At 42.1% G+C, this 13209-nt stretch carries 11 protein-coding genes and 1 pseudogene; 6 read left to right on the top strand and 6 right to left on the bottom strand.

The genetic code is table 11. From position 1 onward, the window contains the following. Window positions 1–879 precede the first annotated feature (879 nt). The 3 genes from grpE to V7K76_RS13050 all read right to left on the bottom strand — a co-directional run bounded on the left by grpE (window position 880) and on the right by V7K76_RS13050 (window position 2767). Window positions 880–1524 (bottom strand): nucleotide exchange factor GrpE, encoded by a 645-nt coding sequence (gene grpE / locus V7K76_RS13060; RefSeq protein ID WP_334953307.1) that lies wholly within the window; start codon window positions 1522–1524, stop codon window positions 880–882. 355 nt (window positions 1525–1879) lie between these two features. Continuing rightward, complete coding sequence (locus V7K76_RS13055; protein WP_334776258.1) at window positions 1880–2371, bottom strand: Dps family protein; 492 nt, start codon at window positions 2369–2371, stop codon at window positions 1880–1882. A 132-nt stretch (window positions 2372–2503) separates the two neighbouring features. Next, window positions 2504–2767 (bottom strand): ParB N-terminal domain-containing protein, encoded by a 264-nt coding sequence (locus V7K76_RS13050; protein WP_104907642.1) that lies wholly within the window; start codon window positions 2765–2767, stop codon window positions 2504–2506. 271 nt (window positions 2768–3038) lie between these two features. On the opposite strand from V7K76_RS13050, the gene V7K76_RS13045 reads away from it, so the two are divergent. Beyond that, a complete protein-coding gene (locus V7K76_RS13045) occupies window positions 3039–4628 on the top strand; it encodes a SpoIID/LytB domain-containing protein (RefSeq protein ID WP_334776291.1) in 1590 nt (529 codons plus the stop codon). Window positions 4629–5089: 461 nt separating this feature from the next. Here the strand turns inward: V7K76_RS13045 and V7K76_RS13040 are convergent, their stop codons facing one another. Next, the gene (locus tag V7K76_RS13040) at window positions 5090–5389 is read right to left on the bottom strand and encodes a ferredoxin (protein WP_334776259.1); all 300 of its coding nucleotides are present in this window, start codon (window positions 5387–5389) and stop codon (window positions 5090–5092) included. A 748-nt stretch (window positions 5390–6137) separates the two neighbouring features. Here V7K76_RS13040 and V7K76_RS13035 point away from each other — a divergent pair. From V7K76_RS13035 to V7K76_RS13025, 3 genes are read left to right on the top strand one after another with little or no spacing between them, the layout of a single operon-like run. Beyond that, the gene (locus V7K76_RS13035; protein ID WP_334776260.1) at window positions 6138–7142 is read left to right on the top strand and encodes a Gfo/Idh/MocA family protein; all 1005 of its coding nucleotides are present in this window, start codon (window positions 6138–6140) and stop codon (window positions 7140–7142) included. Window positions 7143–7152: 10 nt separating this feature from the next. Next, window positions 7153–7929: a type I methionyl aminopeptidase gene (gene map, locus V7K76_RS13030; protein ID WP_334776261.1), complete on the top strand. Its 777-nt coding sequence runs from the start codon at window positions 7153–7155 to the stop codon at window positions 7927–7929. Between the two features lie 46 nt (window positions 7930–7975). Then, entirely contained in the window at window positions 7976–8164 is a 189-nt protein-coding gene (locus tag V7K76_RS13025; RefSeq protein ID WP_334776262.1) for a hypothetical protein, read from the top strand. A gap of 75 nt (window positions 8165–8239) precedes the next feature. Here the strand turns inward: V7K76_RS13025 and V7K76_RS13020 are convergent, their stop codons facing one another. Both V7K76_RS13020 and V7K76_RS13015 read right to left on the bottom strand, forming a co-directional pair. Next, complete coding sequence (locus V7K76_RS13020; RefSeq protein WP_334776263.1) at window positions 8240–9592, bottom strand: pentapeptide repeat-containing protein; 1353 nt, start codon at window positions 9590–9592, stop codon at window positions 8240–8242. A 281-nt stretch (window positions 9593–9873) separates the two neighbouring features. Continuing rightward, complete coding sequence (locus V7K76_RS13015; protein ID WP_335029806.1) at window positions 9874–10119, bottom strand: hypothetical protein; 246 nt, start codon at window positions 10117–10119, stop codon at window positions 9874–9876. 463 nt (window positions 10120–10582) lie between these two features. On the opposite strand from V7K76_RS13015, the pseudogene V7K76_RS13010 reads away from it, so the two are divergent. Together V7K76_RS13010 and V7K76_RS13005 are read left to right on the top strand one after the other, a co-directional pair. Continuing rightward, window positions 10583–10816: pseudogene (locus tag V7K76_RS13010) on the top strand (hypothetical protein); the annotation flags it as partial. Between the two features lie 67 nt (window positions 10817–10883). Continuing rightward, complete coding sequence (locus V7K76_RS13005) at window positions 10884–13055, top strand: PAS domain-containing sensor histidine kinase (RefSeq protein ID WP_334776266.1); 2172 nt, start codon at window positions 10884–10886, stop codon at window positions 13053–13055. Window positions 13056–13209: the final 154 nt, after the last annotated feature.

The raw sequence follows: 13209 nt of genomic DNA, 5'->3' as shown, positions 1-13209 counted from the left end.
ATTAATCAGTATAGATCAAGATTAATATAAGTATTTTGATCTACTTTTATGTAATACTAAAAGCCATCTTGTTTTACATTAAATATTGTTTTCTTACTAGGAAGATAGCAATTATAAATAAACCATGCAAGTAAGTCAGCATAGTAAAACTCATGTATGTTTAGTTTTGTAAAAAGGTTGCGGCCACAGATTTATAAGCTGTTCGGTAATTTTAGATTTCGGCATGCTATGGCATACTCTGTTAATTTTTAACACCAACTTACCTGCATATCATGGATGTAAATATATACTGTTCTTCAAGCTGAGGTTGCTGCTTTTCGGATTATTTACCAAATATTTTTGCCAAACCTAAGATTCTCCAATAAATTTCATCATGATAGCCGTCATTAAACGATTCAAAATTCAATCAGTTAGAGCGATGTCTAGGTTGGGCTACGCCTACGCGCAGTTAAACCGAGTCTAGCAAAGGCGTTTCTTTGCTTGGGTAAGCGGATCTGCATCACCCACAAAATTTTCCCAGTCCCTACCGCTCAATTAAAACTACAAGCAAAAATACTCAAATATCGAGGTTTCACATCATAATCATTTAGTAGATATAATCCTTTGTTGACTACTGAGTATTTATGATAGTAACTAGGATCTACGTTTATTTATGTCCAATTACTTACATTATTGAAATAATTTACCTCTGGATTACCCCTCTAGAGCCAACAGCTTTGATTTCAACAGCGCCAAGCAAGCTTGAATCTACACCACCTGTCTAACAGAAGTTCTCTAAGGCGATCGCCCCTGCTATTTTTAGTATTCCCAATATCTATATATTTCTCAACAGACAACACAAATCCTGTACAGACGTGATTAATCGCGTCTCTAACTACCTCAAACAGGACTCACTTTCGCTCTGTAAAGCAACTTCTCACCTTGAAGGTAGCCAGTGTAACGTACCTTGACTATTTCTCCAGGTTGTGCTGTTCCCTCCATCAATTGGTGAAGTTGAGGGTCATAAGGTAATTCTGCTCCCACGGGTGCGATCGCTTCCACTCCCCACGCTTGCAAAAGCTTTTCCAGGGGTTTCTGTACCAATGGGACTATTTTGATTGCTGCTAGCTGTGGATTCTCCTGCGCTTTCTGTGCTGCTGTTGGCCATTGCAATAATAAAGACTCCAGCAGTTGCAAGGTTGACTGCTGGAGTTCTTGTAGTAATATTTCTCGCTGTTGTTCTAATTGAAGTTGAGAGCGATCGTACTCTCTTCTTAAATCTGTAATTTCTTGTAACAATTCCTGGATAGGTGCTGTTTTCTCTTGTAATAAATCTACGGTTGAAAAAGTTGCGATTAATTCACTTAATGACATCTGTAGCACTGACGACAGCTTGAGCAGCACATCTACCCGCATCTGCTCTAGCTTTCCCTGACGTAATCGCAAAATTTGACGCTCTGAGACACCAGCAGCGCGACTCAGCGCTTTAAAACTAGAAATACCTACCTGTTGCATTAAATCTTGCAACTTTTGGGAATGGGGCATTGGGGATTGGGGATTGGGGATTGGTGACTGGTGACTGGGGATTGGGGACTGGTGACTGGCAAAAAAATTAAGTCTTTATTTGTTAGTACCTAGTACGAATGGCACTAATAAAAGCCCAAAAGCTTGTGTAGCCTCGTTCCCAGCCTGGAGGCTTGTGAATGTATTCCGAGAGGCTCCGCCTCTGGTCAAGAAAGAGGAGGCGGAGCCTCCCAGAATGGGTTCCCAGCCTGGAGGCTAGGAACCAGTCAGCGCAAGGGCTATATCTTAACTTAGTGCCATTCGTACCCAGTACCTAGTTCTTAGTACCCAGTCCCTAGTCCCTAGTCCCTAGTCCCCACTCCCCAGTCCCTAATTCCTATTCTTCCAGTAAACTTCTCAACATCCAAGCTGTCTTTTCGTGTACCTGCATCCTCTGAGTCAATAAATCGGCGGTAGGTTCGTCGTTAACTTCTTCTAGCACAGGGAAAATAGACCGTGCAGTTCTGACTACGGCTTCTTGTCCTTCCACTAGCAAGCGGATCATTTCCACAGCTTTAGGAACTCCAAGAGTTTCTGGAATCGAACTTAGTTTGGCGTATTCGCTGTAGGTTCCTGGTGCGGGATAGCCAAGCGCTCTAATTCTCTCGGCTATTAAATCCACTGCTAAAGCTAATTCTGTATACTGAGTCTCAAACATCAGATGCAACGTTTGAAACATCGGCCCCGTTACATTCCAATGAAAATTATGAGTTTTCAGATACAGTGTATAAGTGTCAGCCAACAGATGAGATAAACCGTCAGCAATTTTAGCCCTACTCGCCTCGTCAATGCCGATATTTACATTTTTAACTGTTACTTTCGATGACATAATTTTCTCCTAATTAGGTTATATGTAATTTGGGGTTGGGAATTGGGCATTGGGGATTGGCAAGAAAATTAAGCCCTTAATTCCTAGTCCCCAGTCCCCAGTCCCCAGTCCCCAGTCCCCAATCCCCATTGTCTATGCTAAGTGCATTTTCAAAACGCTACGGGGTGCTTTACGAACTCTGGCTAAAACGGTTTCTTTGCCTAAACGCTGGCAAGCTTCATACCGATGGCAACCAGAAAAGCCATAATATTGTCCATCTACTTCTAGGACATCAATAGGTTCTTGCTGCCCAATCTCCGCAATCGATTCCATTAAGGCTTGCACTTTATTTGGATCGTTTGTACGAGGCAATGGCCGTTTTATCTGATTTAATGGAATTTCTTGGACTTTAACCATAAAGAGTTTATCCAACTAGTTCTGTTTTTTGTCTCTAAATAAATCATAGTCATTATGACTTCGTTTTGCAACTAATATCTGGGGCAAAATTGGTAATGGTATCATTGGAGCATTCATGCGACAAAAAAACCGCGCTACAAAGCAATTGGAAAATAAGCTCCAACGACACATTAAGGGGCAGAAAACGCTCTCTACGAGAGGCTCCGCCAACGCGAAAGATTACTCGCGATCGCAACTCTTGGAGACACTGCGCGAATGCTATCAGGTGGTCATGAAATTTTCATTTTGGTGTTTTCCCTACACTTTGCTGACAACATTTTGTCTATTGGGACTGACTGCGGCATCAGGACCAGAGAGCAATATCCAGGATATAGAACTGAAAATTGGGATTGTGCAGCGATTTGGCGCCGAAGCCACAGCCAAGCTGCAACTGGAACCCATAAAAGGCGATCGCTTAAAGCTAAAATTCCAAGTGGGCAACAAGCAGCAAATCCTGTTTACTAAAAACCCTGTAAAGCTGGAAACAGTCATGGAAGCTTTGCCCCAGTCAGCAGTCGAAGAAGTGGTAGTTTTAGGCACATACCGCACTTTTGAAAATGCGGAAGATAGTGCTAATAAATGGCGTTCTCTGGGAATGGAAGTGGAAATAGCCCAGCCAGAACGCTGGCAGGTTTGGGCGAAACGAGATGTTTACAGCACTCCTTTATTGCGACGCTTGTTATTGCAGAACATCCAAGCTTCTACTAAAGATAAAGTATATCTTGACACTAAAGTTTTAAAACAAGTGCCGCGAGTCAGTTGGGTAGTGGATGGTAATCGCTATAGCCCAAATGACTTGGAAATTAGCACCGATCAAAACTTGATTCGGGTGAATAAAAGCGAAAAACCAGAGTTTGCTCGTCTTTATGCTGGTCGATTGAATTTGCAGCCAAATGCTTATGGCACATACACTCTAGTTAATCAAGTACCCTTAGAAACTTATTTGCGTGGGGTTGTACCTTATGAAATAGGTACGGAAGCACCAACAGCAGCCCTAGAAGCCCAAGCAATTCTCGCCCGGACTTATGCCTTGAGAAATTTACGCAGGTTTGCCGCAGATAATTATCAGTTGTGTGCTGATACTCACTGCCAAGTTTATTATGGGCTGAAGGGAGCGGCTGCCAAAACAGACCAAGCGATCGCCTCAACCAGGGGTAAAGTATTAACTTATAAAAATGAACTAGTAGACGCTCTGTATTCTTCCACCACTGGTGGTGTCACCGCCTCCTTCAGCGATATCTGGAATGGTGACGATCGTCCCTATCTCCGCCCTATACTGGATGCTCCGACTAATTTTTGGAACTTATCTAAGCAGAGTTTAGCAGATGAAAAGAACTTCCAAAAATTTATCAATATGCAACAAGGATTTAATGAAAGCAAGTGGGATATGTTTCGTTGGCATAAGGAAACCCCTTTACAGGATATTATCAAAGACTTGCAGAAATTTTGGCAGGTGAAAAACAGTCCTTATGCAAAATTTAAGACCATTCAGGCTATGGCAGTTGTGAAGCGAAGCCAGAGTGGACGTATCCTTGAACTTGCGGTTAAAACCGATCGCAGCACCTTTGTTCTGCATAAAGATGAAGTTCGCAGTGCCTTTGCCGCTCCCGTAAGTACGCTTTTTTACATAGAACCCCTAAACAAAGGCAAGGCAGAACTTTGGGGATATGCTTTTATTGGTGGTGGGTTAGGACATGGAGTCGGCTTGAGTCAAACTGGCGCTCAAAATTTAGCAAAACTAGGTTGGTCAAGTCCAAAAATTCTCCAATTCTACTATCCTGGTACTCAGATTAAAATTCTCAGTAAAGAAATTAAGCTTTAAACTATCCGCACCGAGTTTAAGCACTAAGTACGAGGGAATTCCATAGTATACTGATTTTCAAGTAATTGAATTACCCTAATACCATTTCTTTGTGAGGCTGCGCCAAACCCTTTTAACTTCTTTCTTTACTTTGTGTCCTTCTCTGACGAGACGCTGCGCGAATGCGTCCTTTGCGGTTCGTTTTCCTTTCTTGTACTTCAACATGGTTTAGCGCATCTTCATACAGAATTGGTATAACTCCCCGTCTCAATCGCGATCTAAATACCTCAAAATTACTGTAAAAAATTAAGCAGGAACACAACATTTACTGTGTTCCTGCCCAAGACAGAACTAGGCTTTTTATCAAAGTCGCTTTTAGAGATACACACAGCATTGCAAGTGTGTTGGCCCTAGATGCCATACTTATATTTTTTCAACATTGGTAACTCTTGCAAGAGGTTTATGGTTGAGTTGCTTAGTTCTTAGTAAAGGTCTTCTTCTTTGTGAGTTTCGATTGTTACGTCAGAGGTTGGGTAAGCGACACAAGTCAGTACATATCCTTTTTCGATTTGCTCATCGTCTAAGAATGACTGATCGCCTTGATCGACAGTACCCTTGATGATTTTACCTGCACAGGTAGAGCAAGCACCAGCGCGGCAAGAGTAGGGCAGGTCAAGACCAGCTTCTTCAGCCGCGTCTAGAATATAGACATCATCATCAACGTCAAGTGTTTGGTTCAGCCCTTCGGCTTCGTTGATTAGTGTCACTTTATAACTTGGCATTGAGTAATCCTCTCTTTTGTAAACGGCAGTATAAGTTATCTTAAGGCAAAGGTCACGGCTGTTCTGTGGGATTAGCCGTTGGTTTAAATTTGCTTCAATTCTGATACTACGAGAAAAATTAAACGATGTGACTGGAAATTGAACCCGATTAGTAATGAAATTTAGTTACTTAATCCCGATAAGTTTTATTTATGTTATTTTCGACCTTAGTCAGGTTGCAATAAGAAAAATTTATTTTATATATAAAAGACATGAGCAATATTAATGTTACCTGGATCTTGTAGGACTTACGCAGAACAGATCCTCCAACTCCTCTAAAAAGCGGGGCTGTTTCATTTTCTAATCTGATTAGACAATTATCATAGGGAACTCCAAGAAATAAATTATCCAATATTGTGGGGTGGGCATCTTGCCCGCCCAGTCTATAGGGCGGGCGAGACGCCCACCCCACAAGAGTTAATTGAATATTTTTTTATTTGTCAGTCCCATAGCGATCGCATACCCCGACGAAAGCAAGCTAACGCGGTAACTTTTTCCAAAATTTTTCTGTTCATTGTCTTGACAAATTTTGTATATTGTGCATCACGTTAGCTCTGCCCTCAAAAGGGGGCTTTCTTTTGAAAATAAAGTCTCATACGTGCTTGAGGGGTTCGGACGAATGTTGTAGAGTCTAGACTGGTGAACCCCATAAAGAGAGAATCTTACCACTAGAAGCGTGAGACGATCAAAAACAGAACTAGTGAGGATCATGTATAATTCAAAAGCTGCTTCGGAAAAAGCAAAAGTGCGTGTAGGTTTGATCGGTACTGGGTATGCGGCAAAGTTTCGGGCTGAGGCATTGCTCCACGATGAGCGATCGCACTTAGTCGCAGTTGTTGGTCATACAAAGGAAAAAACCGAAGCCTTTGCTAAAGAGTACCAAATTGAAACATTGAGTTCTTGGCAAGAGCTAGTAGAACGTGAAGATATAGACCTAGTGGCGATCTCTACGATTAATCGAGATCATGGTGCGATCGCACATGCAGCACTTACCAACGACAAACATGTGATTGTAGAGTATCCTCTTTCGTTAGATGTAGTTGAGGCTGAGGAACTGATTGCTTTAGCCAAAGCAAAACAAAAACTTCTGCATGTGGAACATCTGGAACTTTTGGGTGGTTTGCATCAAGCCTTGAAGCAAAACTTAGACAAAATTGGCGAAGTGTTTTATGTTCGCTACAGCACCATCAATCCCCAAAATCCTGCACCCCGCAAATGGACTTATAACCACGAGTTTTTCGGCTTTCCCTTAATTGGTGCTTTGTCTCGCCTACATCGTCTCACAGATTTATTTGGTAAAGTATTTACAGTTAACTGTCACCAGCGATATTGGGAAATAGAACCGGAATACTACCAAACCTGTTTCTGCACTAGTGAACTGTGCTTTAACAGTGGACTTTTAGCCCAAGTAGTGTATGGCAAAGGTGAAAGTCTTTGGCAATCAGAACGCAAGTTTGAAGTTCACGGCGAAAAAGGTGGTTTGATTTTTGATGGCGACACCGGAATTTTCATCCAGCCAGGGGAAACAACACCTATAGAGGTTGGCCCTCGCCGGGGTTTGTTTGCCAAAGACACGAGTATGGTGTTAGACCATCTTTTTGATGCCACTCCTTTGTACGTTACCCCAGAGGAGAGCTTATATACTCTAAAGGTTGCTGATGCTGCCCAAAGAGCTGCACAGACAGGGTTAACTATGTTTATGAAAGATTTCTAGATAAAAGTTAATGAAAACCGAACTAATTGTTATTTTATCCCAACGAGAAATAGAGAAAATGCGGCAAGCTGGGCGTTTAGCTGCTAAACTTCTCCAGCATCTAGAACCGTTCGTGAAGCCAGGGGTTAGCACTCTTGAACTAAATGATGAGGCCGAACGCTGGACTCAAGCGCATGGAGCAAAAAGCGCTCCCCTTGGTTATAAAGGTTATCCGAAATCGATTTGCACTAGTGTAAATGAGGTAATTTGTCATGGCATTCCCAATGCCAAGCAAATTCTGAAAGAAGGTGACATCATTAATATCGATGTCACGCCAATCGTTGAGGGTTATCACGGCGATACATCTAAGACATTTTTTGTTGGTACTCCTTCTCCAAAAACGAGGAAGTTGGTAGAGGTGACAGAGGAGTGTCTGCGTCTGGGTATTGCTGAAGTTAAACCAGGGGCACGCATTGGCGATATTGGTGCAGCTATTCAAGAGTATGCTGAAGCAGAAGGCTTTTCTGTGGTGCGAGATTTCGTTGGACATGGCATCAGTAACATTTTCCATACTGCACCCGATGTTCCCCACTATGGCACACGCGGGAAGGGCAAGCGCCTCAGACCGGGGATGGTTTTTACCATTGAGCCAATGATTAATGAAGGTACTTACGAAGTCGAAGTTCTCAGCGATAAGTGGACTGCGGTAACGCGCGATCGCAAACTTTCTGCTCAATGTGAGCATACCTTAGCTGTAACTGAAGACGGCGTTGAAATTCTCACCCTACCTGAAGGCGAGAATTACTAAACTGGTAGATTTTTCTACTCCTTGATTAACATTATGGTTCAAACTCTTGCTTGCGGAAAACGTCACACTTGAGCAACTAATATTGCTCTATGGATTAGAGTTAGTTGATTCGGAAGAATTCTTTCGAGAGTGGCAAGATGACCTACCAGAACTGACAAGTTTAGAAAAGCAGCTATTGGATCAAATAAAGGCAGGTTACATAAATTTGCGAAACTATCCGCCTTTATTAGAATAGTTTTCGAGACGCGATAAATCGCCGTCTCTACAAGTGTTTTGTTGCTCATTCTGAACTGTATTGAACTTGGTATAATTATCTTCCCAACTTATTAGGAATACCTTCACAACCACCAGGAATAGTACCTCTAGTTTTTTCGCCACCCCAAGTGCAACAGTAGCAACGTGCAGATTCAGACATCCGTTGCACATTCGTCAAATCGGCATTTTCCACTACAGCGCCAGTGTGTTCGCCGGTTTCATAATCTGGTGGTTCAGTGCGACTGCGGGGTGATGCTTTTTCCAGTACACCGTAGAATAGGCGAATCCCGTTCAGGTCAGCACCACTAAGATTAGCATTATATAAAATTGTGCGGGAGAGATTGGCTTTTACTAAGTCACAACCGGCCAGATTAGCGCGGACAAGATTAGCTTCGCTCAAATCAGTCCAACGCAAATCAGTGCCAGAAAGGTCTGCGGCGGCTAGCATTACGCCTAAATCAATGACTCGCACACCTTCAAGGCGGTCTTCTGCATATCCGCCACTCCCATCAAGAATGGCTCGGCCTAATCGGCCATCGCGTTGTAGGGGTGAAAGCAACTTGGAACGTGAGAGAAACCGGAGAATTTTCGCTTTCCCACTACCATCGACACTACTCAAAATTGCCGCAGTGCGCCCTTCCGCGATCGCTCTTTCTTGGGGCCAATCTTCTAATAATCCTTCTTCGTCTAATACTAAGTCGGAAACGCCTTGGAAATAGGAATCAATGGTCTGTTGCTGGGTGATAATATTTTGCTGAACTGTCAGCAGGTTTTGCTGAATTGTCAAATCTTTAGAAATGACATATTGTCGCCACGCCACGTAAACGGCAATGATGGCGATGAGAATTTGTCCCAAAGCGCCAAACCATTCTGCTAGGGTTCCAGAAATATCCCAGTTAATTTGGCGGCCTAAAACAAGCAAGCGATCGCCTACACCTGTGAATCTGATCAAGCCGATGATGGCTACTATTAGTCCCAAAAAGGCTACAAACAGGGTGCGTTCTTGGGGTGAAAACCACTCGTCTAAAACTTCTTGGAACCAAGGTAATAATATCGCCAGGGATAACAGCAAAGCCATCAGCGTTCCGATAATGCCGACGATCCAGTTATTCAGGATAATTCCAATAAAGGTGATGGCGATCGCAATTAGAGTAATCAGCAATGCCCTGGGCTTAACTATGAATTGTTTGGTAGTAGGGTGCTTGACTTCTGAACGAGCTTGTTGTAATGCAGTTGTATATTGGGGAGATTTTAAAGACGCGATCGCCGCTAGTGCTTGTTGTGACGCTAATACTTCTGAATTAAGGTTCTTCTCAGTTGCACTACCGTCAAAGTCATTTGGTTGCGAATCGTTTTCGGGTCTTGGTTCTGGGGTTGGTAGATTAGAGGAATTGGATTCAATCGTCATGTTTTCTATTTTGCCCCAGTAGATTAAGAACAACATCTGTTTTATCAGAAATTGCGCTCAACTAAAGACCTGTATTCCATAAGACTAAAAACGCAAAGCTATAGCAATCCGATAGCGAAGCGGTAGCGAGTCAGACGCTCCTGCGTCGCTAACGCTGCGCTATCGAGCGTCTTTGATTTCTGAATCACTCATAGAGGTAAGGGACTGGGGACTGGGGACTGGGAAGAAGGAATAAAAGTGTACTGAGTTTTGTTCAAAAATCAAATATGATTCCTATATATTTAGTACAGCATTTGATTAATTCGTAGCGAATTAAATTTAGCAATACCCGACAATGTGAATGCGTCGGCTTGCATTGTGAATGCATCGGCTTGCATTGTGAATGCGTTAGCTTGCATTGTGAATGCATCGGCTTGCATTGTGAATGCATCGGCTTGCATTGTGAATGCGTCAGCTTGCATTGTGAATGCATTGGCTTGCATTAAGGAACTCCAAGAAATAATTATCCAATTTTGTGGGGTGGGCATCTTGCCATTGGTGTCAACTTAACGTGAAACCGCTTTTCCGCCGAGAATTGAAATTCCCATCTCATAGCTAAAGTCATCTGAAGATGACTAAATATGGCTAAAAATCTCCAGTCTACTGAAGTAGACTTAAGCTAAAAGCCCGGAAATTTATTCCCTGGCGGGCATGGAAGCTAACAGATCAGCTGTTTCCAGCTTAAGTTGACACCTATGCCGGGAGCCGCCCGCCGATTTAGTCATTAGTCATTAGTCATTAGTCATCTCCAGAAATTAAATATGCGTTACCCAGAAACCTTGTAGAGACGTAGCACTGCTACGTCTCTACATTCTTTTTCGGAGATGTCTATTAGTCATTGGTGCTAATGACTAATCTAAAGTTAAACCACAGTAATATTTACCAATTAACATTAAACTGCCGTTACTGATTTGGGAACAATAAATTTAGAAATCACTAGAATTTAGCAGTATGTTCAGTACTCGTGTGACTATTCCTGGATACCAGGTCAGTGAAGAAATCTACAATGGTTCGAGAACCATAGTTTATCAAGGGTATCGAGAAACTGACTCATTACCTGTAGCGATGGTAATGAAAGATTTTGGTGGAATTTCTCTAAAAGATTATTTCGATCGCAACCAAACACGGGGCATCGGGTGTTTACAAGAGTTTTTACAAATAGCGATCGCACTATCTCATACCTTATACCATTTTTTTGTGAAGCTGCATGTAATCTTAATTCCAGTTCGACAGTAAGAGGGAGAAACAAGTCATGTATACTGAAGAACTAGAACATGAAATACTCTTTCTTCGTCAGCAAAATGCTGAATTACAGAAGCAATTAGCAAAATCCACCAGTGAATTCAGTGCAAGAATCACTCAACTAGAACAAAAACTCGAAGAATCAAAACAACTATTACAAAGCGATCGCCAAGCAGAATTAGCCGAATTACTGGCATTGTTTAACGCCATACAAGATGTAATTCTTATCCTTGATGCCGAAGGACGCTATCTAAAAATTGCTCCTAGCGGCGCGCCTTTAATGTACCAACCACCAGCAGAACTACTAGGCAAAACCATCCACGAAGTTTTTCCTTCTGCTTTTGCAGACTCTTTTCTCGGCTGTATTCAACAGGCACTAAAAACCAAGAAAGCTGTCAAAATCGAATATAGTTTGCCCATTGGCGATCGCGAAGTTTGGTTTGAGGCGAGTATTTCGCCAATGAGCGAGGACACTGTTGTTTGTGTAGCGAGAGATATTAGCGATGTCTACAATGAGCTTCTCTTACGCAAAGCAGCGGAAGCAGCCCTAATTCAACAAGAAGCTCGCTATCGCAACATTTTTGAGACTGTGAATGATGGCATCAGTGTTATTGATTTAGATACTGGTAAAGTTGTTGCTGCTAATCCGGCTTTTTATCAAATGCATGGTTATTCTCAAGCAGAATTTTTGCAATTAATTCCTACAGATTTCATCCATCCCGATTATTTGCATATATTCGGGAAATTTATCAAATCAATTCAAAAAGGAGATGAATTTCACACTCAGGCTGTAGACATCCGCAAAGATGGTACTTACCTTGATATAGAAGTTACAGGCAAACTTTTGAACTACAATGGCAAACCCCATGCTCTTTCTGTAGTGCGAGATATTAGCGAGCGTAAACAAGCAGAACAAGAGCAAAGAAGACTACTAACTATTTTAGAAGCCACAACTGACATTGTGGTTATGGCTGATGCAGCCGGAAATAATTGCTACCTAAACAAAGCAGGGCAAAAGATTTTAGATATTCCCGCCTCAGAAACTAACAAGTTTCATATTAGCGAGGTTGTAGGACTATCGATATTAGAGGAATTCCAGAATCAGATTATACCTACCCTAATTCGAGAAGGAATTTGGTCTGGAGAATGTATATTTCGCTGTCGCAATGGTGAAGAGTTTCCAGTTTCCCAAGTACTGATCGCCCATAAAAATCAACAGGGCGAAGTCGAATTCTTCTCAACCATAGCCCGTGACATCCGCGATCGCCAACAAATCGAAGCCCAACTTAGACAACAAGCAGAAGATTTAGCCCAAACTCTTCAAGAACTCCAACACACCCAAGCACAAATGATTCAGGCAGAAAAAATGTCTAGTCTAGGCCAACTCGTTGCCGGAGTTGCCCATGAAATCAACAACCCTGTCAATTTTATCCACGGTAATCTCAGCCATCTTGAAGAACATACCCAAGATTTATTACGACTAGTTCACCTCTATCAATCCAGTAACGTTGCTGAATTTCACAACGGCAGTTGCTACCCTGCGGGAACGTTAAGAGCATCTTTATGTGAGGAAATTGACTTAGAGTTCATCCAAGCAGATTTACCCAAAATCTTAAATTCAATGAAAGTCGGCACTCAACGCATCCGTCAGATTGTCCTGTCGCTGCGTACCTTCTCGCGCATGGATGAAGCCGAATTTAAAGCAGTGGACATTCACGAAAGCATAGATAGTACTTTAATGATTTTGCAACATCGTCTTAAAGAAAAGCCAGATTTTCCGGAAATTCATGTGAGCAAAAACTACACATACTTACCTTTAATAGAATGCTACGCCGGACAACTAAATCAGGTGTTTATGAATATTTTGACAAATGCTATTGATGCCTTAGAAGAAAGAACAGACAATGAAATTTCTCTACCCACAATTACCATTCAGACCGCATTAATTGATTCTAATTGGGTAAAAATTGCCATCGCTGACAATGGTTTAGGGATGCCAGAAAAAGTTGAAAAACAGGTTTTTAATCCATTTTTTACCACCAAACCTGTGGGTAAGGGAACAGGTATGGGAATGTCTATTAGTTATCAAATCATTACCGAAAAACATGCTGGTAAATTGGAATGTTACTCAAAACTAGGACAGGGAACAGAGTTTGTGATTGCAATTCCAATTCGGCACTAGAGATTCCAGAGGGACTATCTCAACGAAAGCAAATATACCAGGCGATTAGAAATCGCGGCTACACAAACTCAAAGAATTTGAAACCCAGGATCGGTAGCTTTTGTTTGTATAGGGACTTCCAAATAAAAAAATATCCAATTAACTCTTGTGGGGT

This window comes from Nostoc sp., assembly GCF_036917975.1.
Classification (GTDB): Bacteria; Cyanobacteriota; Cyanobacteriia; order Cyanobacteriales; family Nostocaceae; genus Nostoc.
This window is presented reverse-complemented; position numbering and strand designations above follow the sequence as displayed.